Annotated in this window: 25 protein-coding genes; 11 read left to right on the top strand and 14 right to left on the bottom strand. The window is 65.3% G+C overall.

Annotation, left to right across the window (positions count from 1 at the left end):
• The first annotated feature begins 68 nt into the window (after window positions 1-68).
• Both ABIC76_RS11160 and ABIC76_RS11155 read left to right on the top strand, forming a co-directional pair.
• Complete coding sequence (locus ABIC76_RS11160; protein ID WP_102064404.1) at window positions 69-1271, top strand: D-alanyl-D-alanine carboxypeptidase family protein; 1203 nt, start codon at window positions 69-71, stop codon at window positions 1269-1271.
• A 20-nt stretch (window positions 1272-1291) separates the two neighbouring features.
• Complete coding sequence (locus ABIC76_RS11155) at window positions 1292-1591, top strand: DUF493 family protein (protein ID WP_354534003.1); 300 nt, start codon at window positions 1292-1294, stop codon at window positions 1589-1591.
• Between the two features lie 92 nt (window positions 1592-1683).
• On the opposite strand, the gene ABIC76_RS11150 is transcribed toward ABIC76_RS11155, so the two are convergent.
• Window positions 1684-2646, bottom strand: a complete 963-nt coding sequence (locus ABIC76_RS11150) for a transcriptional regulator GcvA (RefSeq protein WP_354534002.1) — start codon at window positions 2644-2646, stop codon at window positions 1684-1686.
• A 150-nt stretch (window positions 2647-2796) separates the two neighbouring features.
• Between ABIC76_RS11150 and ABIC76_RS11145 the strand changes: the two genes are divergently transcribed.
• The 3 genes from ABIC76_RS11145 (at window position 2797) to lipA (ending at window position 5050) form a co-directional block, all read left to right on the top strand.
• Entirely contained in the window at window positions 2797-3156 is a 360-nt protein-coding gene (locus ABIC76_RS11145; protein ID WP_027678383.1) for a DUF2917 domain-containing protein, read from the top strand.
• A 160-nt stretch (window positions 3157-3316) separates the two neighbouring features.
• A complete protein-coding gene (gene lipB / locus ABIC76_RS11140) occupies window positions 3317-4006 on the top strand; it encodes a lipoyl(octanoyl) transferase LipB (protein ID WP_102064402.1) in 690 nt (229 codons plus the stop codon).
• 42 nt (window positions 4007-4048) lie between these two features.
• Entirely contained in the window at window positions 4049-5050 is a 1002-nt protein-coding gene (gene lipA, locus ABIC76_RS11135) for a lipoyl synthase (protein WP_004633801.1), read from the top strand.
• A gap of 76 nt (window positions 5051-5126) precedes the next feature.
• On the opposite strand, the gene ABIC76_RS11130 is transcribed toward lipA, so the two are convergent.
• The 5 genes from ABIC76_RS11130 to ABIC76_RS11110 form a co-directional block, all read right to left on the bottom strand.
• A complete protein-coding gene (locus ABIC76_RS11130) occupies window positions 5127-5588 on the bottom strand; it encodes a hypothetical protein (RefSeq protein ID WP_354534001.1) in 462 nt (153 codons plus the stop codon).
• Window positions 5589-5834: 246 nt separating this feature from the next.
• Window positions 5835-6137, bottom strand: a complete 303-nt coding sequence (locus ABIC76_RS11125) for a CBU_0592 family membrane protein (RefSeq protein ID WP_102064400.1) — start codon at window positions 6135-6137, stop codon at window positions 5835-5837.
• A 65-nt stretch (window positions 6138-6202) separates the two neighbouring features.
• A complete protein-coding gene (locus ABIC76_RS11120; protein WP_354534000.1) occupies window positions 6203-7012 on the bottom strand; it encodes a TorF family putative porin in 810 nt (269 codons plus the stop codon).
• A complete protein-coding gene (betA, locus tag ABIC76_RS11115) occupies window positions 7012-8733 on the bottom strand; it encodes a choline dehydrogenase (protein ID WP_354533999.1) in 1722 nt (573 codons plus the stop codon). Before betA ends, ABIC76_RS11120 begins: the two co-directional genes overlap by 1 nt.
• 16 nt (window positions 8734-8749) lie before the next feature.
• Window positions 8750-10273 (bottom strand): aldehyde dehydrogenase family protein, encoded by a 1524-nt coding sequence (locus ABIC76_RS11110; protein WP_354533998.1) that lies wholly within the window; start codon window positions 10271-10273, stop codon window positions 8750-8752.
• 266 nt (window positions 10274-10539) lie between these two features.
• Between ABIC76_RS11110 and ABIC76_RS11105 the strand changes: the two genes are divergently transcribed.
• The 3 genes from ABIC76_RS11105 (at window position 10540) to ABIC76_RS11095 (ending at window position 13552) form a co-directional block, all read left to right on the top strand.
• Window positions 10540-11985 carry a PAS domain-containing protein gene (locus ABIC76_RS11105; RefSeq protein WP_354533997.1) on the top strand — a complete coding sequence of 482 codons (1446 nt, stop codon included), beginning with the start codon at window positions 10540-10542 and terminating at the stop codon, window positions 11983-11985.
• A 188-nt stretch (window positions 11986-12173) separates the two neighbouring features.
• A complete protein-coding gene (locus ABIC76_RS11100; RefSeq protein WP_354533996.1) occupies window positions 12174-13244 on the top strand; it encodes a DMT family transporter in 1071 nt (356 codons plus the stop codon).
• The gene (locus ABIC76_RS11095; RefSeq protein ID WP_102064394.1) at window positions 13241-13552 is read left to right on the top strand and encodes a hypothetical protein; all 312 of its coding nucleotides are present in this window, start codon (window positions 13241-13243) and stop codon (window positions 13550-13552) included. Before ABIC76_RS11100 ends, ABIC76_RS11095 begins: the two co-directional genes overlap by 4 nt.
• A gap of 177 nt (window positions 13553-13729) precedes the next feature.
• On the opposite strand, the gene ABIC76_RS11090 is transcribed toward ABIC76_RS11095, so the two are convergent.
• The 6 genes from ABIC76_RS11090 to ABIC76_RS11065 form a co-directional block, all read right to left on the bottom strand.
• Window positions 13730-15832, bottom strand: a complete 2103-nt coding sequence (locus ABIC76_RS11090) for a phosphocholine-specific phospholipase C (protein WP_354533995.1) — start codon at window positions 15830-15832, stop codon at window positions 13730-13732.
• A gap of 480 nt (window positions 15833-16312) precedes the next feature.
• Window positions 16313-17503 carry a VanZ family protein gene (locus ABIC76_RS11085; protein ID WP_354533994.1) on the bottom strand — a complete coding sequence of 397 codons (1191 nt, stop codon included), beginning with the start codon at window positions 17501-17503 and terminating at the stop codon, window positions 16313-16315.
• Between the two features lie 115 nt (window positions 17504-17618).
• A complete protein-coding gene (locus tag ABIC76_RS11080; protein ID WP_354533993.1) occupies window positions 17619-18284 on the bottom strand; it encodes an ABC-type transport auxiliary lipoprotein family protein in 666 nt (221 codons plus the stop codon).
• A gap of 9 nt (window positions 18285-18293) precedes the next feature.
• A complete protein-coding gene (locus tag ABIC76_RS11075) occupies window positions 18294-19262 on the bottom strand; it encodes an MlaD family protein (RefSeq protein ID WP_102064391.1) in 969 nt (322 codons plus the stop codon).
• Window positions 19262-20143, bottom strand: coding sequence for an ABC transporter ATP-binding protein (locus ABIC76_RS11070; protein ID WP_354533992.1), 882 nt, complete (start codon window positions 20141-20143; stop codon window positions 19262-19264). Before ABIC76_RS11070 ends, ABIC76_RS11075 begins: the two co-directional genes overlap by 1 nt.
• Window positions 20140-21264: an MlaE family ABC transporter permease gene (locus tag ABIC76_RS11065; RefSeq protein ID WP_102064390.1), complete on the bottom strand. Its 1125-nt coding sequence runs from the start codon at window positions 21262-21264 to the stop codon at window positions 20140-20142. Before ABIC76_RS11065 ends, ABIC76_RS11070 begins: the two co-directional genes overlap by 4 nt.
• A 187-nt stretch (window positions 21265-21451) precedes the next feature.
• Between ABIC76_RS11065 and ABIC76_RS11060 the strand changes: the two genes are divergently transcribed.
• From ABIC76_RS11060 to ABIC76_RS11050, 3 genes are all read left to right on the top strand, one after another.
• Window positions 21452-22333 carry a biotin--[acetyl-CoA-carboxylase] ligase gene (locus ABIC76_RS11060; protein WP_354533990.1) on the top strand — a complete coding sequence of 294 codons (882 nt, stop codon included), beginning with the start codon at window positions 21452-21454 and terminating at the stop codon, window positions 22331-22333.
• A complete protein-coding gene (locus tag ABIC76_RS11055) occupies window positions 22330-23211 on the top strand; it encodes a type III pantothenate kinase (RefSeq protein WP_027678398.1) in 882 nt (293 codons plus the stop codon). The genes ABIC76_RS11060 and ABIC76_RS11055 overlap by 4 nt, the downstream gene beginning before the upstream one ends.
• A gap of 101 nt (window positions 23212-23312) precedes the next feature.
• Complete coding sequence (locus ABIC76_RS11050; RefSeq protein WP_354533989.1) at window positions 23313-24098, top strand: SPOR domain-containing protein; 786 nt, start codon at window positions 23313-23315, stop codon at window positions 24096-24098.
• A gap of 4 nt (window positions 24099-24102) precedes the next feature.
• On the opposite strand, the gene rfaE2 is transcribed toward ABIC76_RS11050, so the two are convergent.
• Both rfaE2 and ABIC76_RS11040 read right to left on the bottom strand, forming a co-directional pair.
• Window positions 24103-24600, bottom strand: coding sequence for a D-glycero-beta-D-manno-heptose 1-phosphate adenylyltransferase (gene rfaE2 / locus ABIC76_RS11045; RefSeq protein WP_102065121.1), 498 nt, complete (start codon window positions 24598-24600; stop codon window positions 24103-24105).
• A 74-nt stretch (window positions 24601-24674) separates the two neighbouring features.
• Window positions 24675-25529, bottom strand: a complete 855-nt coding sequence (locus ABIC76_RS11040; RefSeq protein ID WP_027678401.1) for a ferritin — start codon at window positions 25527-25529, stop codon at window positions 24675-24677.
• Between the last annotated feature and the right edge of the window lie 351 nt (window positions 25530-25880).

Raw genomic sequence — 25880 nt, 5'->3', positions numbered from 1 at the left:
CGCCGCGCCTCCCCCCGTTTTTCTGGCAGGCGGCGCCATTGAATTCCAAGCAGACCGCAGGACCCGACATGCAGACCCGCTTCGCCCATTTCACGCCCTCCGCCTTCCATTCCGCCGCAGCAACCGCCGTGGCCGCCGCCGTTCTGGCTACCGCGCTGCCCGCCATGGCGCAGCCGGTGCCGGCCCCCCAAGTCGCGGCCCGCTCGTGGATGCTGACCGACGTGACCAGTGGCCAGGTGCTTGGCGGTGCCAACATGGACGAACGCATCGAGCCCGCGTCGCTCACCAAGCTGATGACGGCCTACCTGGTCTTCGAAGCCGTGCGCGACGGCAAGCTCAAGTACGACCAGATGATCACGCCCACCGAAACCGTGCGCACCGTCAAGACCGACGAATCGCGCATGTTCCTGGAAGCCGGCAAGCCCGTCTCGCTGCGTGAGCTGACGCAAGGCCTGATCATCCAGTCGGGCAACGATGCGGCCCTCGTGCTGGCCGAGGCGGTGGGCGGCACCGAGACCAACTTCGTGATGCTGATGAACCGCGAAGCCGAACGCCTGGGCATGAAGAACACGCACTTCATGAATGCCGCCGGCCTGCCCGACCCGAATCACTACTCCACCGCACGTGATCTTTCGATCCTGACCGCGGCGCTGATCAAGGATTTCCCGCAGGACTACAAGTTCTACTCGCAGAAGGATTTCACCTATAACAACATCAAGCAGTCCAACCGCAACCGCCTGCTGTGGCTTGATCCGACCGTCGACGGCGGCAAGACGGGCCACACCAAGTCGGCCGGCTACTGCCTCGTCACATCGGCCAACCGCCCGCTGCCGGATGTGCCGGGTGCAAGCCGCCGCCTGCTGTCGGTCATCGTCGGCACCAAGAGCGACGCCATCCGCACGCAGGAAAGCCTGAAGGTTCTGAACTACGGCTATCAGTTCTTCGATACCGTGCGGCTGTACAAGGCCCAGGAAGCGCTGCAGACGCCCGACGTCTACAAGGGCCAGGCCAAGAGCGTGAAACTCGGCGTGGCGCAAGACAAGTGGATCACCGTGCCCAAGGGCGCAGGTGCGCGCCTGAAGCCGGTGCTGGAGCGCAAGGACCCGCTGATCGCCCCGATCGCCCAGGGCCAGCAACTGGGCACGGTCAAGGTGATGGACGGCTCGACCGTGGTGTCGGAATTCCCGGTGGTGGCACTCGAAGCGGTGCCGGAAGCCGGCTTTATCGGCCGCACCATCGACGCGGTCAAGCTGTGGTTTAAAAAGAAGTAATCGTCCCCATTTACTTCGACATGACCTCCTCCCACACTCCCCCGCCGGACCACATTCCGCCCGAACAGTCGCTCATCGAGTACCCGAGCGATTTCCCCATCAAGGTGATGGGGCCGATGCATGACGACTTTGCCCGGACCATCGTCGAAGTCGTCCGTCTGCACGACCCCGAATTCCATGAAGGGCGCCTGGAAAAACGTCCGTCTTCGAACGGCAACTATCTGGGCCTGACCGTGACCGTGCGCGCGACGAGCCGCGAACAGCTCGATGCGCTGTACCAGGCGCTGACGAGCCATCCGATGGTAAAAATCGTGCTGTAACGCGCCTCTGCGGCGCCGCGCAGCATAAAAAAACGCCCCGGTCATGCCGGGGCGTTTTGCGTTTATCGGAGCGCTTTTTCGATGCCCGGGCCTCAGCCCTTCGAGACGTGCCCCCGGCACACCGCGTTGTCGTTCATCAGCCCCGCCAGCTTAAGCTTGAACGCCGCAATCTCGGGCAGCAGCCACGCGCGAAACGCCTGCATCTTGGGCGTCTGCAGGGCGCTGTGCGGACAGACGAAGTAGTAGTTCCACGGACACGGGATCGTCGTCTCGGACAGGCGCACCACGCGACCGGTCAGCAAATCATTGAAGGCCAGCGTCGGGCGGATCAGCGCAATACCCTGCCCCGCTGCCGCCGCCTGCAGCAGCAACGACGAATCCTGGAACATCAGCCCACCGCGCGGCTCCACAAACCCCTCGAGGCCGGCAGCATCGAACCACGGTTTCCATGCCTCGCCCTCGCTGCGCAGCAGGGTCATGCCGGCCATCTCGGCGGGTGTGCGCGGCAAGCGTCCGCCGTTGAACGACGGGCTGCAGATCGGGAAGAACACGTCGTCGAGCAGCTTTTCCACGTACAGGCCCGGATAGTTGCCCGAACCCATACGCAGCGCCACGTCCACCTCTTCGCGCGCAAAGTCGACCAGCGCAGGGCTGGAGAACAGCTCCACCTCCAGCTCGGGATGGCGCTCGATGAAGGTGCCGATATGCGGCGTCAGCCAGCGCGCGGCGAACGACGGCATCGTGCTGATGGCCAAGCGGTTGTCGCGGTTGCCGGCGCGTAGTTGGTGCGTGGCCTGGGCGATCTGGTCGAGCGCCTCGCGCACGCGATCGGCATAGGCGCGGCCCGCGTGCGTGAGCATGACGCGCTTGCCGCGCCGCTCGAACAGCGGCACGCCCAGCTCGTCTTCCAGGGTGCGCATCTGGTGGCTGACAGCCCCGTGCGTGACGAACAGCTCCGTCGCTGCACGCGAAAAACTCTCATAGCGCGCCGCCGCCTCGAACACCCGCAAGGCCCCAAGTGACGGCAAGCGCATCGGTTCGCGGATTTCGGTCATCGTTCCCTCCGGATTTTCGTAGCACAGCGTGGTTTTTATGTGAGCTGCACTATCAAGAAACGCAATATATATCGTTTGGTACAAGGCAACCAAGCGCCTAGACTTCCTTCAACGGCAAGGCCCCATCCCACTGCCGTGAAGGAGCCGATCATGAAAGCTGTACTAACAAAAATTGTATTCACTCTGCAGCCCGGCGAGGTGGTGGCACTGCGCATGCCGGCCAACCAGAATGTGCGCGTCGAAGAAGCCTCGGGGCGCGACGTATGGATCACGCACGAGAACAAAGCCGGCGACGAATGGCTGCGCGCGGGCGGCAGCGTTGCCGTGAAGCGCGGTGAAGAAATCGTCGTCTCGGTCGACCCGAAAGCCCTCGGCCCCGTCGCACTGGCCGTGGAAGCCACCGACGGCCACATGCCGCGCAAGCCGTGGCACGTCGCGAACGGTTGGCGCCACACGCTCGCGGCGCTCGGTTGGAACGAACACGCCGACACACCGATCGTGGCCGCCTGAGCCCGAAACCTGTTTCAAGCCTCCTTTTGCGGCCTCTGCCGCAGAAGCCGATGCCGGCGCCGATGCCTCCCATCGCGCCGGCATTTTTTTGCCCGACCCTGCAACCGAAGCGGGCAAAGGCGCACGGCGACATCGGCGGCCCTGCGCTACACTCGCGGGCATGATTCCGATTGACATCGTCGAACGCGGCCTGCAGGACTACGCCACGTGCTTCGACGAAATGCAGACCTTCACCGCACAGCGGGGCCCCGATACGCCCGACACGATCTGGCTGGTCGAACACCCGCCGGTGTTCACGCTCGGCCTGGCGGGCGATCCGGCACATCTGTTGGCCCCGGGCAACATCCCGCTGGTAAAAGTCGACCGTGGCGGTCAGATCACTTATCACGGCCCCGGCCAAGTCGTTGCCTACCTTTTGCTGGATTTACGCCGCCGCGGGCTGTTCGTGAAAGCGCTGGTCGACGCCATTGAGGCGGCCGTCATCGAGACGCTCGCCACGTATAATGTCGCCTCCGAACGCAAGGCTGGCGCCCCCGGCATCTACCTGTCGAGCGGGCCGCATGCTGGCGCCAAGATCGCCGCGCTGGGCCTGAAGATCCGCAACGGCTGCAGCTACCACGGCGTGAGCCTGAATCTGGCGATGGACCTGGCGCCCTTCACGCAGATCAACCCGTGTGGCTATGCCGGCCTGGAAACCGTCGATATGGTGACCGCCGGCGCCCGCGATGCGTCCGGACGCGCCGTCGATGCGAACGACTGGCAAACCGTTTCCCGCGGCCTGGCTGATGCGCTGGTCGCCCAATTGCAGCAACGCGCGCAAGCGCACCCCGCCGAGGCCGCTACCGCATAGCGCCCGCAAATGCACGAGCCGCAAGCCCGTGCGGAGAACACGATGACCGATTCCGCCGCCGGCGCCACTGAAGTCGCCACCCCTGCCACCCCGTCGAACAAGCCGTACGACGCGACGGCCAAGCAGAAGTCGCTCGACAAGACCGCCCGCATCCCCATCAAGATCGTGCCGGCCGAGAAGCTCAAGAAGCCGGACTGGATTCGCGTGCGCGCCGCCACCGGCAACTCGCGCTTCTACGAAATCAAGGACATCCTGCGCGCCAACAACCTCGTGACGGTGTGCGAAGAGGCCAGCTGCCCGAACATCGGCGAGTGCTTCGGCAAGGGCACGGCCACGTTCATGATCATGGGCGACAAGTGCACGCGCCGCTGCCCGTTCTGCGATGTCGGGCACGGCCGCCCGGACCCGCTCGACGTGAACGAGCCGGAAAACCTGGCCAAGACGATCGCTGAACTCAAGCTCAACTACGTCGTCATCACCAGCGTCGACCGCGACGACCTGCGTGACGGCGGCGCCCAGCATTACGTCGATTGCATCTCGCGCACGCGCGCCCTGTCGCCGGCCACGCGCATCGAAGTGCTGGTACCGGACTTCCGCGGCCGCCTGGAGAAGGCGCTGGACATCCTCCAGGAATGTCCGCCCGACGTGATGAACCACAACCTCGAAACGGTGCCCCGCCTGTACAAGCAGGCGCGCCCGGGTGCGGATTACGCGCACTCGCTGAAGCTGCTGAAGGACTTCAAGGCGCGCAACCCGAACGTGCCGACCAAGTCCGGCCTGATGGTCGGCCTGGGCGAGACGGACGAGGAAATCCTGGAAGTCATGCGCGACATGCGCGAGCACGACATCGACATGCTGACCATCGGCCAGTATCTGGCGCCGTCGGGCCACCATCTGCCGGTGCTGCGCTATGTGCACCCGGACACCTTCAAGATGTTCGAGGAGAAGGCATACGAGATGGGCTTCACGCACGCCGCGGTCGGGGCAATGGTGCGCAGTTCGTACCACGCGGATCAGCAGGCACACGAAGCCGGCGTGGTCTGATTACCGCCGGAACGCCGCAGAAACAAAAAGGGCCTTGGGGTAGAACCCAAGGCCCTTTTGCTTTGGTGCGGCTGGATCAGGCTTGCGAAGCGGCGTCCTTCGGATACGAGGCATCGCCGTTCCACGACAGATAGCCGTAGGTGTCGGCCTGGCGGTCGGCACCCTGCGTGTAGACGTCGTACTTGGCAGCGGCGCCGTCGGTGTACGGATCGGCCTTGGCGATGGCGCCATCGGTGTACGGGTCAGCCTTGCCCACGGCACCTTGGGTGTACGGATCGAAGCGATCGTTCTTCCACGACAGATAGCCGTAGGTATCAGCTTGGCGGTCCGCACCTTGGGTATAGACGTCGTACTTGGCGGCAGCACCCTGCGTGTAGGGGTCAGCCTTGGCGACGGCGCCTTGCGTGTACGGATCGGCGCGACCCTGCACGGCAGCGGCGGCCGGCTGGGCCGACAGCAGCGCTGCGGAAGCGGAAAGTGTGGCCACCAGGGCCAGCAGTGTGTTGCGGGAGAAAGCGGTTGCGAGACGGGTGTTCATGATGGGCTCCTGATGTGTCTGGATATTCGGTTGCGCTCAGTTCGTTGCGCTTGAGATCAGAATAGATCGTTGCCTTCGATGAATAAATGTCTGATCCAAGAAAATACTGTTCTCCAAAAATCAACAATTAGAAGAGACCATGCCCCGCAAAAAGTGGCTTTTGGACCATATTTACGGGGTAGATCGGCAATAAGAGACCCAAAAAAACCGCGTACGTGGACGCGGTTTTGGTCTTGCTCGGACAACCTACTGCTGCGCAGGGTGACCCGGACGCGGTGCACCTGGAACCTCGGCCACTGGCCGCCCCGCCTGCTTTGTGCGCCACCAGCCCATGAGCGTCAACGCCAGCCAGAAGAACTGGGTGAGGAACGACGCAAGATTGAACGCGCCCATCAACGAAATCAGGATGCAAATCGGTCCAAGGAGATTGAGGCGAACGGCAAATGCGCCGGTCGGGGGCTTATGCAGGACCTGCACGCCAAAGTGTGCAGAGACGTACGCGGCGACGCCGACCAGACCGACAACGTCGGTAAAACCCAGGGAGGCCATGGTGTGTGCTGTGAAAGCAGAGGTTGTGGAGAAAGGGTTGCAGGTAAAACGCCGTCGCCCGCCGCTCAGTACGTCGCCGTCAGCTTGAGGGCGACGGTGCGTCGGCCGAGCGTCATGCGATCCGTGCCGTTGCGGGTGGAGAGTTGGTGGGCATAGGCGGATGCGTCCGCGCCGGTCAAAGCGGCAGACAGCGTCACGAACTTGTTGATGGGTCGCGAGAGTTCAACGCGGTAATCGGTAAAGCTGAATGCGCTGTGGTTGCGCACATGCTCGTGGCCGACGTGCAGCCCGAGTGTGAAGTTGTTCGGCAAGGGCACGGCCCAGTTGGCTTCGGCGTAAGTGGAGCCGCGGCTGCCGCGGTCGATGCCGTCCGCCAGCGAATTGCCATCGAAGCCGAAGTAGTTCGACAGCGTCGTCCATAACCTGACCGACACGCCGCGCCAGCCGGCCCCGACCATCCATTCCGTGTAGTCGTAGCCGGTGGCGGGGCCGCCGCCAGCGGCCTTGTCGTAGCGGGCACCGGGATACCAGTAGCGATAGAGCCCGGTGGTCAGTTCGACACCGTGCGCGACGGTGGTGGCATAGCCGAGGTAGGTGTCGATTTCGGCATGCGCACCGGCGATGACGTGGTCGCTGACCTGCGCGCCCCACACGCCGGCATAAAAGCCGCTCGGCGATGTGTAGTCGACGCCCGCTTGGAGCGCAGGTTTTCCCCATGTCTGGCGCAGGCCGCGCGACACGTATTGCGAGACAACCGATGCGTTGGCCGACCAGCGTCTGTCATCGCCCGCCGGCACCTCGTCCGCCAATGCGGGCAGCGCAGCTGCACACGCCGCCGCCCCGCCCAGCATTGCGGTGACCTTGCGCCAGCGCATCAGGCCGCCACCAGTTCACTGGCAACCAGCGGCTTGACCGGCGCCTGCAGCGGCGATTTGCCGTGCACATAGAACGCCGCATCCGAGCGGGCGAGCGGCGCCACACCGCGAATCCGGTCGGCGATCTTCTCGGCCATCATGATCGTCGGCGCGTTGAGGTTGCCGGTGATGATGCGCGGCATGATCGACGCATCCACCACGCGCAGACCCTGCAAGCCATGCACACGGCCTTCGTTGTCGACCACGGCCATCGGATCGTCGGCCGAACCCATCTTGCAGGTGCAGGACGGATGCAGCGCAGTCTCGGCGTGTTGCCGCACGAAGGCGTCGATCTCGGCGTCGGTCTGTACGCTCGGGCCCGGGCTGATCTCCCGACCGCGGTATTGGTCGAACGCACGCTGCGCGATGATGTCGCGCGTGATGCGCACACCGGCGCGGAATTCACGCCAATCCACGTCATGCGCCATGTAGTTGAAGAGGATGCGCGGCTTGTCCCGCGGATCGCGCGAGGCGAGCTTCACGTAACCGGTGGACGGCGAACGCATCGAACCCACGTGGCACTGGAACCCATGCATCTTCACCGGGTTGCTGCCGTCGTAGTTCACGGCCAGCGGCAGGAAGTGGTACTGGATGTTCGGCCATTCGAAGCTGTCGTCGCTGCGGATGAACCCGCCCGCCTCGAAGTGGTTGCTGGCGCCGGGGCCGGTGCCGTGCATGTACCACTCCAGCCCGACCTTCGGCTTGTTGTACCAAAGCGTGTTTTCGTAGATCGACACCGGGCGCAGGCACTCGTACTGGATGTACATCTCCAGGTGGTCCTGCAGGTTCTCGCCCACGCCGGGCAGATGTGCCACCGAGTGGATGCCCAGGGCGCGCAGCTCGTCGGCATTGCCCACGCCCGAGCGCTGCAGCAACTGCGGCGAAGCGATGGCGCCACTGGCGACGATCACCTCGCGGCGCGCGCGCCATGTTTCGCGGTTGCCGTCCATCAGCGCCTCGACGCCGACCGCACGCGTGCCATCGAAGATCACGCGATCGGCCAGCACGCGCGGCAGCACCGTCAGCGTGGACCGCTTGCGCGCCGCGTCGAGATAGCACAGCGATGTGCTGGCGCGGCGGCCCTTGGCGGTGACGGTGCGATCCATCGGGCCCAGGCCTTCCTGGCGATAGCCGTTCAGATCGTCCGTGGCCGGAATACCGGCTTGCTCACCCGCTTCGATAAAGGCGTGGAACAGCAGGCTGTTGTCGTGCTTGGGCGTGGTGACCTGCAGCGGGCCCGAATCGCCGTGCCAGTCGTTGGCGCCCTTGTCATACGTTTCCGATTTGCGGAAGTAAGGCAGGCAGTCGGCATACGTCCAGTCGGGCAAGTTGAAATCGCTCGCCCAGCGCTCGTAATCCATCGCGTTGCCGCGAATGAAACACATGCCATTGATAAGCGACGACCCGCCCAGCCCCTTGCCGCGGCCTTGCGCCATGCGGCGGTTGTTCATGTGCGGCTCGGGCTCGGTTTCGTAGGCCCAGTTGTACGTGGTGCCTTGCAGGGGATACGCCAGCGCCGCCGGCATCTGCGTGCGGAAATCCCAGCGGTGGTCGGGGCCGCCGGCTTCGAGCAGCAGCACGGTCACGTCCGCGTCTTCGGTCAGGCGCGCAGCCAGCGTGCAACCAGCCGAGCCCGCGCCCACGATGATGTAGTCGTACTCCTGTACGGTGTTTGTGGTCAAAACATGCCCTCCGTTCTTACTCAGCACCGGCGCCGAACCAGCCCATCGGCTGCGGTGCGAGGTTGATGTAGCTGTGCTTCAGTTCGGTGTACTCGTCGAGGCCGCCGCGGCCCAGTTCGCGGCCGATGCCGCTGGCCTTGTAGCCGCCCCACGGCGCTTCAGGGAAGTACGGGTGATAGTCGTTGGCCCACACGGTGCCGAAACGCAGTGCGCGGGTCACGCGGTTGGCGCGGTTCAGGTCAGTTGTCCACACCGCGCCGGCCAAGCCGAACGGCGTGGCGTTGGCGCGGCGCACCGCTTCTTCTTCGGTGGAGAAGCGCTCAACGGTCAGCGCCGGGCCGAAGATTTCTTCGGTGGCGATCTTCATGTCGTCGCGCACATTGGCGAGCACGGTCGGCTCCAGCCAGAAGCCGCGCTCGAACGCCTCGCCCTCCGGCGCCTTGCCGCCACAGCGCAGCACCGCACCTTCCTGCACGCCGGCCTGGATCATGTTGATGATCTTCTGGCGCTGGAATGCGGATTGCACCGGGCCCATCTCCGTGCCGTCGGCAAAGCCGTTGCCGATACGGATGCGCTTGACGCGCTCGACCAGCGCATCGACAAAGCGGTCGTGAATGCCGTCTTGCAGCATCAGGCGCGATCCGGCCGAGCACACTTGCCCCGCGTGGAAGAACGCTGCGTTGACCGCGTAATCGACGGCGGTATCGAAGTCCGCGTCGTCGAAGATGATGTTCGGGTTCTTGCCGCCCAGCTCCAGGGCCACTTTCTTGAAGTTGCCGATGGCCGCGTTCATGACCGCCGCGCCGGCCACCGCGCCGCCCGTGAACGAAACGAGATCCACGTCCAGATTGCGCGACAGCTCGGCCCCGGCCTCGCCCGCACCGGTGACGAGGTTGAACACGCCCGCAGGCACCCCAACCTCGATCAGCAGTTCGGCAAAGCGGTGCGTGGTCAGCGGCGTCAGGTTGCTCGGCTTGACGATGACGGTGTTGCCCGCGCCGAGCGCCGGCGCGATCTTCCAGGCGGCTTGCAGCAGCGGGTAGTTCCACGGCGTGATGAGGCCGCATACGCCCACCGGCTCGCGCAGCGTGCGGCTGATGACCGTGTCCGGTGCCTCGTTGATGAGACCGGATTCCGTGGCAACCAACCCTGCGAAATAACGGAACGTCGCGGCAATGCCGTCCATGTCCCAGCGGCTTTCGGTGATCGTCTTGCCGGTGTTGAGCGATTCGAGCGTCGCGAGGTTCTCGGCGTCCGCATCGATGGCGTCGGCAATGCGGTTGAGCAGGCGGGCGCGCTCCCGGGTGCCCGTCTGGCGCCACGGCCCTTCGTCAAACGCACGGCGGGCAGCGGCAATGGCCCGCTGCACATCGGCCACGGAGGCGTCGGCTGCCTGCGTCAGGACGTTTTCGGTGGCGGGATCGACGATGTCGCGGTACACGCCGCCTTCGGGCTGCACCCATTGGCCGTCGATGTAGAGATCAAGACGGGGCGCCAGCGTGGCGGAATGGAATTCGGTGGAAAGGGAAGCTTGCGTCATATCCAGTACCCCTGTGGATGGCTGGCGCACAAAGAGACGGCGCCCGAAATGCCGGCACCGTAGCGTCCTGGCAGACGAGATTCGGTGCGGCAACCCATAAATTCACTGTTGGTGTTTTTATTTACCTTTGGAGAATTTTGGACTAGTCTAGGAAAAATTAGTTGCCTCAGGCCAATCGTTATGACCTAACGATGGTGAATTTCGATAAATTTTCACTATTTTTAACGCGCTATACTCTTAGGAATCACTGCCAGTAAATCCGCCCCATGACCGCCGCAGCACTTCCGCCGCCCGACGGCCCCATCGACGACGACAGCTTTGCCGGCCGCCTCAAAGGCGTGCTGACACGCGGCCGCATCCAGCTCAAGCAGGTGGCGGCAGCGCTGGGGGTGTCGCCCTCAGCTGTCCACAAATGGACGCGCGGCGGCGAGATCGAATATGCCAACCTGCTCGCGTTGGCCCGCTTCCTGAACGTGAACTGGCTGTGGCTGCGTTACGGAGACCGCGCGCTCGCCGATCTGGAAGCCAGCCTGGCCACCGACGCCCGCGCCCGCGAAGGCCGCCAGAAGCACATCGCGGCCATCATGGAAAGCGAGGCGCGCATGACCTTCGCGCAGGAGATTTCCGGCGTGGTCACGTGGGAGTGGAACCTGCTGACGGACGCGGTGGCGTATTCGCCGAATGCCGCCCGCCTCTTTGGCCGGCCGATCCGCACGCTGGACGATTTCTGGCAATGCGTGCTTCCCGAAGACGTGCCGGGCGTGCGGGCTGCGGTCTCGCAGAACCTCAGCGCAGGCGGCGTCTACGAGCATGAATTCCGCATTGCGCCGGCGCCGGACGTGGTCCGCTGGATCGTCTCGCGCGCAACGCTCGTGCGTGATGCGCAGGACCGCCCGGTCAAGATGATCGGCCTGAGCCTGGACACCACGGAGCGCCACACGGCCGAAGCCGCGTTGCGCGATTCGGAGGCGTTGCTGGCCAAGGCGCAGCAGATCGCCCACCTCGGGAGTTGGCTCTGGGAACCGGGCACCGATGCCTGCCGATGGACGGACGAGGCTTACCGCATCTTCGGCTGGGCGCCGCAATCCACACCCGTGACGATGGCGCGCTATCTGGATGCCATCGTGCCTGCCGATCGCGCCCGCGTGCAGGCCGTGCTGGACCGCGCCGTGGCATCGCGCCAGCCATATCGCGTTGAATACACCATCACCCTGCCCGACGGTTCGCACCGCCACCTTCGTGAAGAAGGCGAAGCGCAGGACCCGTCAGCCGCCACCCCAACGATGATCGGCGCGGCGCAGGACATCACTGCTGAAGTGGAAGCCCAAGCCGCCTTCCGCGACAGCGAGGCCAAGTTGCGGACGTTGTTCGAACAGGTGCCCGTCGGCATCGCGCAGGTCAGCCTGGAAGGCCGCTGCCTGCGCGCCAACCCGTGGCTGTGCACGCTGCTGGGCCAGTCGGAAACAGCGCTGCAGCAGCGCACGCTGCTCGACCTCACGCACCGCAACGATCTCGCCCGCCACCTGCGCCAGTACGGCGAGCTGCTCGCCGGCACGGTGCCAACGTATGCGCTATCGCTGCAGTTGGTACGCGGGGATGGCTCTGCCATACCGGTTCGGATTACCACGTCCTTGGCACGCGATCCGGCAACGGACACGCCGCTGCATCTGATCACCGTGGTCGACACCGTGCCCGAGGCCGGCGCGTCATAGCCCAAGGCAACCCCGACGTCCCAGACGTCGACTTCTGACAATCCCGTCAATCATCACGACTTTTTCCGGCATGCCTGGAGGGCCGGCATAGACTCTAGAAAACCCATAGTTAATTTATCAACCTCCAGTAACTAATGCGTCACACCCGGCAGCTTGGGTCTGACGCGTACAGAACAAGGAGATCGGTTTTGGCCTCTTCCTCTGCCGCCCGCGCGGCACATCATCAACGCACGCTGAAATGGGGGTACCGCTGGGCCTTATGGGCCGCCATTCTGTGGGGCGCCTGGTATGTGCCCGGCACGGCCGTCTGGCATGAATCCCCATTCGCCGCGATGGATCTTTCCGACCCGCGCGTCTTCCTGGTCTGCGCAGCGGTCATCACGGCGTTCCACAGCGTCATGGTGACGGTCTTCCAGTGGGTGTGGCTCGGCTCGCTCGGCAAGCTGGGGGATTACTTCCGCACCCTCGGCCAATTCCGCAAGATCTCGCGCTGGTACTTCATTGCAGCGGTCGTGGGCGGACTGATGGCCAACTTCGGCTCGTATCTCGCGATGGGCTATGTGGGCGCCGTGTTTGCGGCCGTGGCCGGGCTGCTATACCCGGTGGTGGGCGCGACGGTGGCCAAGCTTTGGTACAACGAGCGCATCAGCGCGCGAGCAGCGGTGGGCATCGCCATCATCATCCTGGGCGGGGTGGCGATCTACGCGCCGGCACTGATGGCCGAATCGCACAACGGCAGCCATCAGTGGATCGGCTACCTGGGTGGCGCCATGGCCGCCATCGGCTGGGGCCTGGAAGGCGCGATCGTCGGCCGCGCCATGGACGTGACGGACCCCGACTGCGGCGTCTCCATCCGCTACACCGCCGAGGCCATCTACTGGGTCGTCTTCATCCTGCCGGCCATCGCGCTGTTCGTGCATGTGCCGGTGCCCGTGACGGAGATTGCCTCGGGCATCGTGCATAGCAAGGCGCTGCTGTGGCTGGTCGTGGGCGGCCTCACCTTCTCGTTCTGCGCGGTCGCCTGGTACAAGTCGTTCCCGTTGATCGGCGTGGGACGCGGGCAGGCGCTGGGCGCGTTCTACGCAATGTTCGCCACCGTCTTCACGGCCATCTTCACGCTGCAGTTTCCGGAGTGGTATTTCCTGATTGGGCTGGCGCTGGTGATCTTCGGCGGCTTCGTGATGGTGTCGGAAAGTGCGGAAAACCTGGAAGTCATCCGCGGCGGCGCGGCACCTGCAACCACGGAGACGCACGCATGAAACTGCACATGAAGGGCTACATCCTGCAACTGCTCGCGGGCAGCGACATGTTGTGGGACAGCGAAATCGCCCATCGCACCTGCATCGAATACGGCAAACCCGAAGACGAGTACTGGACGGGCAGCATTCGCGCCATCCTGGCGGACCTGTACTCCGGCGGCCTGGTGCAAACGCCCGAAGACCAGCTCGACGACGCCACCAACAAGGTGCACTTCCGCTACGCCATCACCGAGTTTGGTCGTCAACGCATGGCCGACACCGGCCTGCTCGACCTCGACGACCTCCAACCGAAGGAGACCACGCAATGACGCAGTATTGGGGCTATCCGTTTGCCGATGTCCTGGCGATCGTGGTGATCGTCGGACTGAGCGCGCTGGCGCTGTACCAGGCACGCACGTACACGAAACAACTCTGACGCTGAGCGTCGAAAAAAAAAACGGCCCGCTGGCAAGTCACGCCAGCGGGCCGTTTTGCTGGGCTCTCGCTTATGCGCTCAGCGCCGGATCGGACACGCTGGCACGGCCGGTCTCAACGTGGCCGGCAAGACGACGCTCAAAGCCGGCATCGCTGCTGGCCGTGACGGTCAGGTCGTACCAGGCGTGCTGGCTGCGCAGGTCCAGGTACACCGCCGCATCGTCACCGCCGCGCACTTCGCGTTGCACGCTCTCGCCCGTGTAGGCGCTCTTGATGGTGAAGATGGTAGGCGTGCGGCCGTGGTTGATGAGACGCAGTTGCAGGTTGCCGTTGGCGACGTCGTAGCCTTCCTTCACTTCCAACGCACGGCCATGCGGACGCAGCAGGCCCGACAGCGTGAGCTTGCCGACAAAGCGGCGCAGGAAGCCGTTCGGGCCGTGCACCGTGAAGTCATACGCGCCGCCTGCGTTGACGGCCAGCTTGTCCGACAGGCGCTTGCCCGCCTCCACCGTGTAGGTGCGCGGTGCGTCCGTGCTGCCGGCGGTGTAGACGAGGAAGGCGGCGCCCACGTCGCCCGTGTTCACGAATTCCAGTTGGAACTTGCCGGCGGCTTCGTCCTGGCGGCCGCGCACGAACAGTTCGTACGGCAGCGCACGCGAGGGGCGCACGCCGGCTTCCTGCTTCGGCACGGCCTGCACCAGCGGCGGCAGCGGCACGTAGCTCGCGTGGCGCAGCTTGTCTTTCGGCACATAGGCGGTGGTGCTCGGCAGCGCGGGCACCACCTCGTTGGGCGTGGCGAAGTTGAACGCCGACGTCAGATCGCCGCACACGGCGCGACGCCACTTCGAGATGTTGGGCGAGCGCACGTTGTGCGAGCGCTTGAAGCGCTGTTCGATGAAACGGATGATCGACGTGTGGTCGAACGTTTCCGAACACACGAAGCCGCCCTTGGACCATGGCGACACCACCAGCATCGGCACGCGCTGGCCCAGGCCGTAGCTGCCGGCGCCGTACGTGCTGTTGCCCGGAAAGTACTCGCCCGTGGTGTCGACCGTCGACAGGCCGTTGCTGCCCGACGATGCAAACGGCGGGACGAGGTGATCGAAAAAACCATCGTTCTCGTCGTAGGTGATGAACACCGCAGTCTTGCTCCACACCTCGGGGTTCGAAGTCAGGATCTGCAGGACCTGGTCGATGTACCAGGCGCCATAGTTGGCCGGCCAGTTCGGGTGCTCGGAGAACGCTTCCGGCGCGGCAATCCACGACACCTGCGGCAGCGTGCCGTTCTGCACGTCGCGCTTGAGGATGTCGAAGTAGCCGTCGCCGGCTGCGGCGTTGGTGCCGGTGCGCGCCTTGTCGTACAGCGGGCTGCCGGGCTGCGCGTTCTGGTATTGCTTGAAGTACAGCAGCGAGTTGTCGCCGTAGTTGCCGATGTAGGCGTCGCTCGTCCAGCCCCAGGAGCCCGCGGCGTCCAGGCCTGTGCCGATGTCCTGGTAGATCTTCCACGAGATGCCGGCGGCCTCGAGCACTTCCGGATACGTCGACCAGCCGTAGCCCGCTTCTGCGTTGTCGATCACGGGGCCGCCGCCGACGTTGTCGTTGCCGACATAGCCCGTCCACATGTAGTAGCGATTCGGATCGGTCGACGTGGGTGTCGCGCAGTGATAGGCGTCGCAGATGGTGAAGGCGTCGGCCAGCGCGTAGTGGAACGGAATGTCCTGGCGCGTGAGGTACGCCATCGTCGTGGTGCCCTTGTGCGGGACCCAGCCATCGTAACGGCCGCCGTTGACGGCAAGGTGCGTGTCGTTCCAGCCGTGCGGCAGGTCTTGCAGGAACTGCAGGCCCAGATCGGGCGCGCTCGGGCGGAACGGCAGCACTTCACCCACGCCACCGGCCATCGGCTGATGCCAGACGCTCTTGCCGCTCGGCAGCGTGACGGTGCGCGTATCGCCATACCCGCGCACGCCACGCAGCGTGCCGAAGTAATGGTCGAACGAGCGGTTTTCCTGCATGAGGATCACGATGTGCTGCACGTCTTCGATCGTGCGGTGCGCGTTATGGGCGGGAATCGCCAGCGCCTGGCGAATGCCTTCGGGCACCGCGCCCATGGCTGCAGATGCAGCAGCCAACTGGGCAGCGGAACGGAGAAAACCACGGCGACTGTTGGAAGTCATGTTCTCGTCCTGATGTCTGTGTGTTTGGGGTTGGGGGTGGGGGGAGTTGCGGGGACAACACGGGGCAACGCCGGACTGAGCGCGAGCGAACGCAGTCAGTCGACGGCGTGGATCACGGGAGGCACATGAGGATCAGCCGCATGGCCACCGCTCAACGCGAGCGCAGACACCACGGGCAATCGACGGCGAGCGCCGGCGTTTTGGCTGGCAGACACAGATGACCTCCTGATGACATTCGCGAGCCGGACGGGGCAGCGCGCGCCGTCAGCTCATCAGGCGCTAAGGTAGAAAGGATTCATGTCGGTTACGTGAAGACGGCGCGCGCCGGCATCACCGCGCGTCTGCGCTGGAGGGGATGGGCGTATTCGGGTGGTGCACGGGTTTTGTCGCCATGGCGGCGATGTACCTCGGGGCACTGCTGACACTGATTGCGGTACGCCGCGCAGCGTCACCGCGTACGGCAGCGGCCGCAGCGCGCGCTCAACGCGCCTGACGTCCGGCGCGCCGCTGCAGCTGTGTCTGCTCGGCGCGCCAGGCCAGATAGCCCAGGCCGAGAAACGGCCACAGCCAGCCGATCCATTGCGACAGGCTGTTGAAATGGACGAAGCGCCCGAGCCGCCAGCTCTGCGCCGACACCCACGAATACGGGCTCGGCGGCAGCACGTTGGACAGAATGATCAGCGCAATCAGCAGCGTCATGGCCAGCGCGCCGCGCAGCCAGCGCGGCAGCCGCACCAGCAGCACGAGCACCAGCGAGCCCACGACCAACCCGAAACGTGCGCCGGACGAAAGCCAATCCCACGCGCCGCCGAGCGGAAACTGCAACACCGTCGCCCCCGCCTTCACCAGCAGCGCGCCGGCCAGCAGCGCGGCCAGCAGGCGCAGCATCGGCGCACCGCGGCGCATGGCCACGCTGGCCAGCAGCCCGGTGCCGATCCAGCTGCAAGCGGTGATGAGCGCCTCCAGCAGTTCCTGGCGCTGCAGTGCTTCCGGGTGCGCCGTCAGCTTGTCCTGCCAGTCGAACAGCTCCGGAAACCAGCCGTTGAGGAGATTGACCACAAACGCATCCGGCGATGGATCGAGCAGGATGCTGCGGATCACCCCGCCCATGCTGAAGAGGAATTCCTGCGGAAAGATCTGCGCGAACGGCCACACCAGCATCAGCAGGATGGCGAAGGTCGCATGCGGCTCGAACCATCGGCGGCGCAGGCGGCGCAACCCGCCCCGGTCGATGAGCCCCGCTGAAAACGGCAGCATGACGATGCCGCCGAGCAAGGCGCCCAGCGTGTTCGTCGCCAGATCGACATTGGACGACACGCGCGTGGGCAGATAGGTCTGGATCGCCTCCATCGCGCCGGAAAGCAGCAGCCCCGCCAGCAGCGACAGCAACACCGCGCGCCACCCCGTGATGCGCGGATGCAGCGACAGCACCGTCAGCATGCCCAGCGGCATGTAGCCCCACACGTTGGTGAGGAGGTCGAAGCCGGTGTTGTAGCGCGGCAGCGGTGCGCTCAGGAAGGCAAACGGCGACACGCCGGTGTCTGTCCAGCCGGCAAACGGATACAGGCTTGCGTAGACAACCAGCAGCACGAACCACCCCAGCCCGGCGCGCGCCAGCGGCGAGTGACGATGCGAGGTGGGCGCGGCGGGTTGCGAGTGGAAGTCCGTCACCGGAGAAGCTGCAATCGAGAAGGAGGGGCGGACGTGCCCGGAAGAAGCCGCCCATGATAGCGTCCGATGCCGCGCATCACGGATGGTTCCTCCGTCCGGTGGAGAAGTCGAGGCCTCAGCGCCGGGGCATCCCAGAGGCAGCCGCGGACCTCGCGGGCGCGGAGGACGGCGAGGCCGCGAGCGGCAGGCCCGCCACCCAGTCGAGCACCTCGCTAATGGCCTTGTCCGACGCCTGTGTGAGCGCCGCCACGCCACCTGCTGCATCTGCGCTGGGCGCCGGCGCCTCGGCCTGCACCACACGCTGGTCGATCACACCGCGCGCCAGCGATACCGTTGCCCGCAACCGCACCACGCCGCGGCTGGCGTCCGGCCTGTCAAACACCTGTGAAAAATCGACCAGCTCGACGCGCAGGCTCGGCACATCGGGCGTGGGATAGCCGACCACCTGGCCGCGCCCCGCTGCCGCATTGCGTAAACGGGCATCGAACAGGCTCACGGGCGATTCGACCCAGCGGCTGTTGGCGTAGACGTCGGTGCGCTGGCTTTGCGCATAGGCGAGGCGGTAATAGATGGCGTTGCCGTCCATCCAGCCCGGGCCGGCCACGTCGGCCACGCGCAGGGCGGTGGGCAGGCGCGCGCCAGCACTTGCGGCCGGCGCGAGCCCAAAGTCATACAGGGCAGCGGGCGCGACGGGTGCGCTCGAGCAGGCTGCCAGGAGCGACAGCGCCATCAGCGCAGGCAGCGCGTACGTGCGGCGGAACACAGCAGACAACATCGGCATGGACTCTCCTCAGGGCTGGGCCGAAGCGCGGGCGGCGGGCGCGGTAAAGCCCGTTTCACCGGGGCCGGGCGTGCCGGGTGCGGGGCCAAACAGCACGCTCTGCGGCCGGGCGTTGAAGTCGGTCACGGCATGATCGAAGCCGCGCACGGCCTGGCGGGCCTCACGCGCAAAGCCATTGAGCTGCGGCAGCGTTTCGTACGTCAGCACATTGGCAGCGGATTGCATCGACTGCGTTGCCGCCGTCAGATCGGTGCCGGCACCGGAAAGCGTCGTCATCAACGGCCCCTTCGGATCGGCCAGCGACTGCGTGAGCTTGCGCGTGGCCACCAGCGTGGAATCGAGGTTGTCGGCAATCTGCGGCAGGCGACGCATGGTCGGTTCAGCCTGCTGCGCGAGCGTGCTGTAGGCGTCCATCGTCTTCTGGAACGATTGCAGCGACGCAGTGACCTGCTGGCGATGCTCGTCGTCAAACATGATCGACAGCGAACTGAGCGTCTGATCGAGCTTGGACAGCATCTGGTCGCCGCGTTTATCGAGTTCGTCCAGGAAGCCGGCTTCCATGCGGATGCGCGCGGGGTTCTTCTCCGACGTGGCCAGGTGCGTGGGGCTCGGCGCACGCTTGCTGTTGTCGAAACCGCGATCGTCGAGCTGCACATAGGCCAGGCCCGTCACGCCCTGGTACGCCAGGCGCCCATACGTCGTGGTGGTGATGGGCGCATCCTTGTCGACCAGCACGCGCACGACGATCTGCCCGGGCACCTTGTCGTCAAAGCGGATGCTGTCGACCTTGCCGACATCCAGGCCGCGGTATTTCACGGAAGCCTGCGGGTTCAGCCCGTTGACAGTGGAACGGGTGACCACTTCGTAGGGCACGCGCACAGTCTGGTCGCGGTTGAACCACATGACCGCCAGGCCGATGAAGATGGCCAGCCCGATCGTAAACAGCCCGGCCAGGAATGCGTGGGCTTTGTTTTCCATCAATCCTCCTGCGTCGAAAGCGAGGCCGCGGCCACCGCCTCCGTCATCTGCGGGCCCAGCGCCATGAGGGCCCGTTTGCCCCGTTCACCGAGGAAATATTCCTTGATGAAGGGATGATCGATCTGAATGATCTGGTCCAGCGGCTTGGCCGCCAGCACCTTGCGATCCGCCAGCACGGCAATGCGGTCGGACAGTGCCACCAGCGTGTCGAGATCGTGCGTCACCATCACCACGGTCAGGCCCAGCTCCTGGCGCAACTCGCGGATGAGCGCGACGTAGTCGTCCGACGCGCGCGGGTCCAGCCCGGCCGTCGGCTCGTCCAGAAACACCAGCTCGGGCTCCAGCGACAACGCCCGCGCCAGCGCCACGCGCTTGATCATCCCGCCCGACAGGTCCGACGGCATCTTGTCGGCATCGGTCGATTTGAGTCCGACCATCTGCAACTTGAGCATCGCCACGCGCTGGATGAACGCGTCGGGCAGCGTGCGCAATTCGCGCATCGGCAACGCCACGTTGTCGATCACGGACAACGCAGAGAACAGCGCGCCGTGCTGGAACTGCATGCCCCAGCGATTGCGCATCGACTGCAGATCGTTGCCGACCTGGCAGGTCAACTCCTCGCCAAAGATGTGGATCGTGCCCGAGGTGGGTTTCTCCAGCCCCACCACCTGGCGCAGCAGCGTCGTCTTGCCGCTGCCCGAACCGCCGACGATGGAAAGCACCTCGCCGCGAAAAACGTCCAGGTTGATGTTGTCGAGCACCGTCACCTTGCCGTAGCGCTTGGTGACGCTGCGCACCTCGATCACGCGTTCGCGCGCGGGCGTGATGGCCTCGGGCGCGGTCCCGGCGTGCTCGATATGCGGATGACGGGGTCGCGTCATATCCCGATGTCCTTGAAGAGGATGGCGAACACCGCGTCCGCCAGGATGACGATGGTGATCGACACCACGACGGACGTCGTCGTGCCCTCGCCCAGGCTTTGCGTGTTGGGCTGGATGCGCAGGCCAAAGTGGCACGCCACCAGCGCGATCAGCATGCCAAACACCACGCCCTTGCCGATGCCGAGCCACAGATTGGCCACCGGCACCGCATCGGGCAACGAGGTAATGAAATACGTCGGGCTGATATCGAGCTGGAACTTGGCCGCGAGAATACCGCCCGCCAGCGCAAGCAGATCGGTCCACGCCACGAGCAGCGGCATGGCGATCGCCAGCGCAATCACCTTGGGCAGGATCAGCCGGAAGCCGTGCGAGATACCCATCACGCGCATTGCATCCAGCTCTTCGGTCACCCGCATCACGCCGATCTGCGCCGTGATGGCCGAGCCCGAACGCCCGGCCACGAGAATCGCGGCCAGCACGGGCCCAAGCTCGCGGATGATGGCCATCCCCAGAATATTGACGATGAAGATGCTGGCCCCGAATACGCGCAGTTGGTTGGCTGACAAGTAGCTCAGCACGATGCCGATCAGGAAACCGACCAGCGCCGTGATGCCCAGCGCCTTGTAGCCCGTGCTGTAGATGTTGGCGGAGATCTCGCGCCACGGCCCATGATGCGGCGCGCGCAGAAACCTGCCGAAGTCGAACACAAGCTGACCCACCATGGCGATGCCATTGCGCGCGTGATCGAAAAAATCGAGCATGCCCGCGCCGAGGATCGTGACCGGATTCAGGCGTGGCGCCAGGCGTTGTTTCCAGCCGCCGGGGTCGAGCTTGGCCACGCGGTCGATCATGCGGCGCTGGTCGGGCCGGGCGTCAAGGTGTTCGGGCCACTGGTTGCCCCAGGCACGCCAGAGCAGTTGCGCGCCAAAGTGGTCGATACGGCCGACTTCGGTCAGGCACCACGCGTTGGCGTTGTCCAGCCCGGCGCGGATCTGCTGGCGGGCGCTGCGCACGCCAGCGCGTTCGGCCAGGGCAAGCGTCGTCCAGTCGCCAGAGAGGAAGGCGACGGAGCGTCCATCGACGACGCGCACCTCAAGCTGCGGTGTACGGCAGGTGATCAAACGGTTCTCCGTAAGCGGTGATGCCGGATATCGGTCGAATTGTAGCCAACGCGCCGCCGAACACTGTCACACTGGCTCCCACACTGTGAGGCCTTTGCGTCGCTTGAAGCAAGCGCCGGGCCCATGTGTGCAACGCCGCTCGTACAATGCGCGCATTCTCAGCGCGAACCTGATCGCCCGTTTTTCTATGTCTCTTGCCGAACCCTCCGCGCGATGGCGCCTTGCGCGCGAGCGTATCCAGCCCAGCGGTCCCGCCGCCGGCTGGCCTGTCGACGTGGTCGAAGCCACCGGCTCCACCAGCGCAGACCTGATGGCTGCGGTGCGTGATGCCGCGTGGCCTGCCAACACGGCGGCTCCCGCCCCTGCCGGCACGGCGCCGCTGCTCGGTGCGCGGGTGCTGGCCGCGCAGCGCCAGACGGCAGGACGCGGCCGCCAGGGACGCCCATGGAGTGGCGACCACGGCCTGACCTTCTCCGTCGCCTGCGCCTTTGCGGGTGAGCCTGCGCAACTCGGCGGCCTGAGCCTGGCCGTGGGTGTGGCCGTGGCCGACGCCGTGGCCGGGTACGCGGAAGCGCGGGGGGGCAGCGGACAGGCGCTCGGCCTCAAATGGCCCAACGATGTGCAGATCGCCGGGCGCAAGCTGGCGGGCATCCTGGTCGAGACCGTGCGGAAGGAGCCGGGCCAGACCTGGGCCGTCATCGGTATCGGCCTGAACCTGGAACGGCCACGCGTGCTGGAGACCACGCTGGGCCGTGGCCTGTCGGGTGTGGAAGAACTGGTGGACGCACCGGGGCCGAACGCCGTGTTTTCGGCGCTGCTCACGTCGCTGGGGGAACATCTGCAGCGCTTCGGCGCGCAGGGCCTGGCGCCGTTCGTTGCGCCGTTTGCCGCCCGTGATGCCTTTGCCGGCGAACGCGTGCGCCTGTGGCAGGACGGCACCGTGGTGCTCGAAGGCGTGGCGCATGGCATCGACGCGCAAGGCCGCCTGGCGATTGAATCGGGCGGACGTGTGCAGTGGGTCCACAGCGGCGAGGTCTCCTTGCGCAGCGCAGACGCGGAGCAGCCATGACACGTCAGAAGGTCTCGGCCGCGCACGCCGCCCCCGCCCGTCCGCTGTTGCTGATCGACGCAGGAAATACGCGCATCAAATGGGCGTGGATTGCCGGCGGTGCCGATGCCGAACTCGCCCTGCCGGAGGAGCCCGGCGGCACGCCTTGGCAGCATGCCGGCGCGCGCGCGCATGATCGATTGGCGGAGCTGGTGGAAGACTGGCGCGATTGCCACGCCTCCGGCGTTGCGCCGCCCGAGGTATGGATCAGCGCAGTGGCGGGCCCGGCGCTGCGCGATGCACTCACCGCCCGCATCGCCCGCGTGTTCGATGGGGCGCGCGTGCGCATTGCGGCATCGGAAGACGCCACGGCCGGCCTGCGCAACGGATATCGCGACCCCACGCAACTCGGCACCGATCGGTGGGTCGGCGCGGTCGGCGCCCGCCATCTGTGGCCCGACACGGCCTTGCTGCTCGTGACGGCCGGCACCGCCACCACGCTCGACATCGTTACGCCCGACGGCCTGTTTGCCGGCGGCCTGATCCTGCCCGGCCTCACGTTGATGATGCGCGCGCTGTCACGCAACACGGCGCAGTTGCCCGAAGTGGATGTCAGCTACCTCAGTGCGGGCGACGTCGTGGCACCACCCTGGGCCGACAACACGCAGGACGCCATCGCGCTGGGCTGTGTCATCGCGCAGGCGGGCGCCATTGCGCAGACGTGGATGGCACTGCAGAAGCAACATCCCGGGCCGGCACGCTGCGTGCTGAGCGGCGGGGCGCGCGCTGCACTGGGGCCGCATCTGCGCATGCCGTTCCAGATGCACGATAATCTCGTGCTGCTCGGCCTGCAGGTGCTGGCGCGTGCGAGCCGGGAAGGCGCCGCGACGCTGGCTTAGTCTCACCAGGCCGGGCTGCTGTGTTCGCCTGATGTTTTACCGTTGTTGCCACTGTGTTCCTGCATTCCAAACCACCATCCGAATCCACGTCCGTTCGCACCATGACGCTTCGCCTCGCCCTGCTGCTCCTGCTGCTCGTCAACGGCGTTCTGCTCGCGGCCAATACCGGTGTGTTCGGGCCCGAAGTGTCCAAGGCGTGGTTCGAAAGCGAGCGGGAGCCCGACCGCATGCGGCGCCAGATCCGCACCGAAGAGATCCGTATTCTCGAGCCGGCACCCGCTTCTGGACCGGCCGCCACCGTACCCAAATCCGCGCCGGGGTCGTCGCCGGGTGGTTCCGCACCAGCCGCATCGGGCTCGCAAGCCAACATCGAGCCTGCGGCGCTGACCACTGCCGGCACCGCTGAAAGCGGCGGCACTTGCACCGAGCTGGGCGGCCTGACCGAAGCACAGGCCACGCGCGGCATCGATCAGCTCAAGCAACTGGCGGGCGTGCAGGTTGAGCGCATCACGCGTCAGGAAGACAACCGCTGGTGGGTCCACATGCCGGCCCGCGACACGCGCGACGACGCCGAGCGCAAGGTGTCTGAACTCAAGCGCCGCAACGTAGTGGATTCAGCCATCGTGCAGGAAGGCAATACGTTTGTGGTGTCGCTGGGCCTGTTCCGCGACAAGGAGCGCGCGCAGCAGCGCCTCGACGAACTGCGCGCCAAGGACGTGCGCACCGCCGTGGTCACACAAACGCGCCGGCTTGGCTCGCAGACGTCGCTGCGGGTGACGACCACCGCCGATGCGGCTTCGGGCGTTGCAGCCCAACTGGCCACGCTGAAGAAAACCCTGGGCGCCGAAGACCTGCACGCTTGCGCGGCCGTCACGGCATCGCGCTAACCCTTCAGGACGTCGCGCGCACGCGCTTGAGCAGGGCCGTCGTCGAGCGATCGTGCTCGAACGGAATCGCCAGCGCCGTGCCGCCCCAGCTACGCACCACGCGCGTTTCTTCCAGCGCATCGATGTCGTAGTCGCCGCCTTTCACGTAGATGTCAGGGCGCACGCGCTCGATGAGTTCGACCGGCGTGCGCTCGGCAAACAACACCACCAGACTCACCGCTTCCAGCGCAGCCAGCACGGCCAGGCGATCGTCCTGTGTGTTGAGCGGGCGGTCGTCGCCCTTGCCCAGCATCCGCACCGAGGCATCGGTGTTCACGCCCACCACGAGCGACGCGCCCAACGCACGCGCCTGCGCCAGATACGTGGCGTGACCGCGATGCAGGATGTCGAACACGCCGTTGGTGAAGACCAAGGGGCGCGGCAAGGCGCGCACGCGGGCTTCCACATCGGCGGCGTCGCATATCTTCTGTTCAAAGGCGGGGGCGGGCTGGCGAGCGGTCATGGCAAAAGCGGAATCGGAGTGGAAAACAAAACGGCCCATCGAATCGATGGGCCGCTTACTGCCAGTGGCAAGGATCAGGCAGCTTGTTCGGTCGAGCCGAGCAGACGTGCGTTCAGTTCCTTGCGATAGCGGTTCAGGTCTTGCACGGTCTCGAAGGTGCGCTCGAACAGCAGGCCCATGTTGTGCAGAATGCGCTCGATGACCTTCTTTTCCCAGCCGGCGTCGAACTTGATCTGCTCGTCCAGCCAGTGCTCCAGCCAATCCGGGTTCGGCAGGCGCGACTGCACCGTGTCTTGCGGGAACAGCGCCTTGTTGACGTGCAGGTTGGTCGGGTGGAGCGGCTTTTCGGTGCGACGCGCCGACGCCATCAGCACGCCGATCTTGGCGAATGCGCTGCGTGCGCTGTCACCGAATTGGCCCAGGTATTTCTTCATGTAGCGCAGGTAGGCGCCGCCGTGGCGGGCTTCGTCCTGCGACAGATGCTTGTAGATCGCCTTGATGACGGGCTCGGTGTGCCATTCGGAAGCACGGCGGTACCAGTGGTTCAGGCGGATTTCGCCGCAGAAGTGCAGCATCAGCGTTTCCAGCGGCGGGGCCGGATCGAACTCGAAGCGCACGTTGTGCAGCTCTTCTTCGGTCGGCACGAGGTCCGGGCGGAAGCGGCGCAGATATTCCATCAGCACCAGCGAATGCTTCTGCTCTTCAAAGAACCACACGCTCATGAACGCCGAAAAATCGGAGTCGTGACGATTGTCACGCAGGAACATCTCGGTGGCCGGCAGGGCGGACCACTCGGTGATGGCATTCATCTTGATGGTCTGCGCTTGCGCGTCGGTCAGCAGCGACGCATCGAACGTGTCCCACGGAATATCCTTTTCCATATTCCAGCGGACCGCTTCCAACGACTTGAACAATTCGGGATAGAGCATGGTAAGCCTTTGAATTTGCAGGCGGATTCTAGCAGACATGCTTGACCAGCCCCCGTTTTTCATGGTTGCCGGAGCAAAGTTCTTGGTCTGCCCGTTTCCTCATCACAACAGGCCTGCCGCAGCCACGGTTGCAACGTGGCCCGGCGACCCCCTCACACGCGATGCCGTCGCGCGTTGTCTCGCGGTATGCCGCGATGTGATCGACAGCACGCAGGCTGTCGTCTTTTGTGTCGGACCGGACGACGCCCGGCGAGGTTTCAGTATAGGAAGCGCTGCAATCCGTGTGCCGAATGACAGGCAACGCATACCGCACATTCCAGCCGGTGCGACCCCGGGGCGTTATACCCTAGA

The organism is Ralstonia sp. 1138, assembly GCF_040544795.1.
In the GTDB taxonomy this organism is placed as follows: Bacteria; Pseudomonadota; Gammaproteobacteria; order Burkholderiales; family Burkholderiaceae; genus Ralstonia; species Ralstonia flatus.
The sequence above is the reverse complement of the archived record's forward strand: the minus strand, read 5'-3'. Positions and strand labels throughout refer to the sequence as shown.

Bases quoted from the DNA above. Each gene is read 5' to 3' on its own strand.
- rfaE2 (WP_102065121.1), bottom strand. From the start codon at position 24,600: ATGACCGCTCGCCAGCCCGCCCCCGCCTTTGAACAGAAGATATGCGAC.
- ABIC76_RS11050 (WP_354533989.1), top strand. From the start codon at position 23,313: ATGACGCTTCGCCTCGCCCTGCTGCTCCTGCTGCTCGTCAACGGCGTT.
- ABIC76_RS11070 (WP_354533992.1), bottom strand. From the start codon at position 20,143: ATGACGCGACCCCGTCATCCGCATATCGAGCACGCCGGGACCGCGCCC.
- ABIC76_RS11075 (WP_102064391.1), bottom strand. From the start codon at position 19,262: ATGGAAAACAAAGCCCACGCATTCCTGGCCGGGCTGTTTACGATCGGG.
- ABIC76_RS11090 (WP_354533995.1), bottom strand. From the start codon at position 15,832: ATGACTTCCAACAGTCGCCGTGGTTTTCTCCGTTCCGCTGCCCAGTTG.
- ABIC76_RS11040 (WP_027678401.1), bottom strand. From the start codon at position 25,529: ATGCTCTATCCCGAATTGTTCAAGTCGTTGGAAGCGGTCCGCTGGAAT.
- ABIC76_RS11150 (WP_354534002.1), bottom strand. From the start codon at position 2,646: ATGACCGAAATCCGCGAACCGATGCGCTTGCCGTCACTTGGGGCCTTG.
- ABIC76_RS11105 (WP_354533997.1), top strand. From the start codon at position 10,540: ATGACCGCCGCAGCACTTCCGCCGCCCGACGGCCCCATCGACGACGAC.
- ABIC76_RS11055 (WP_027678398.1), top strand. From the start codon at position 22,330: ATGACACGTCAGAAGGTCTCGGCCGCGCACGCCGCCCCCGCCCGTCCG.
- lipB (WP_102064402.1), top strand. From the start codon at position 3,317: ATGATTCCGATTGACATCGTCGAACGCGGCCTGCAGGACTACGCCACG.
- ABIC76_RS11095 (WP_102064394.1), top strand. From the start codon at position 13,241: ATGAAACTGCACATGAAGGGCTACATCCTGCAACTGCTCGCGGGCAGC.
- ABIC76_RS11120 (WP_354534000.1), bottom strand. From the start codon at position 7,012: ATGCGCTGGCGCAAGGTCACCGCAATGCTGGGCGGGGCGGCGGCGTGT.
- ABIC76_RS11160 (WP_102064404.1), top strand. From the start codon at position 69: ATGCAGACCCGCTTCGCCCATTTCACGCCCTCCGCCTTCCATTCCGCC.
- ABIC76_RS11060 (WP_354533990.1), top strand. From the start codon at position 21,452: ATGTCTCTTGCCGAACCCTCCGCGCGATGGCGCCTTGCGCGCGAGCGT.
- ABIC76_RS11145 (WP_027678383.1), top strand. From the start codon at position 2,797: ATGAAAGCTGTACTAACAAAAATTGTATTCACTCTGCAGCCCGGCGAG.
- ABIC76_RS11110 (WP_354533998.1), bottom strand. From the start codon at position 10,273: ATGACGCAAGCTTCCCTTTCCACCGAATTCCATTCCGCCACGCTGGCG.
- ABIC76_RS11125 (WP_102064400.1), bottom strand. From the start codon at position 6,137: ATGGCCTCCCTGGGTTTTACCGACGTTGTCGGTCTGGTCGGCGTCGCC.
- ABIC76_RS11080 (WP_354533993.1), bottom strand. From the start codon at position 18,284: ATGCCGATGTTGTCTGCTGTGTTCCGCCGCACGTACGCGCTGCCTGCG.
- ABIC76_RS11155 (WP_354534003.1), top strand. From the start codon at position 1,292: ATGACCTCCTCCCACACTCCCCCGCCGGACCACATTCCGCCCGAACAG.
- ABIC76_RS11130 (WP_354534001.1), bottom strand. From the start codon at position 5,588: ATGAACACCCGTCTCGCAACCGCTTTCTCCCGCAACACACTGCTGGCC.
- lipA (WP_004633801.1), top strand. From the start codon at position 4,049: ATGACCGATTCCGCCGCCGGCGCCACTGAAGTCGCCACCCCTGCCACC.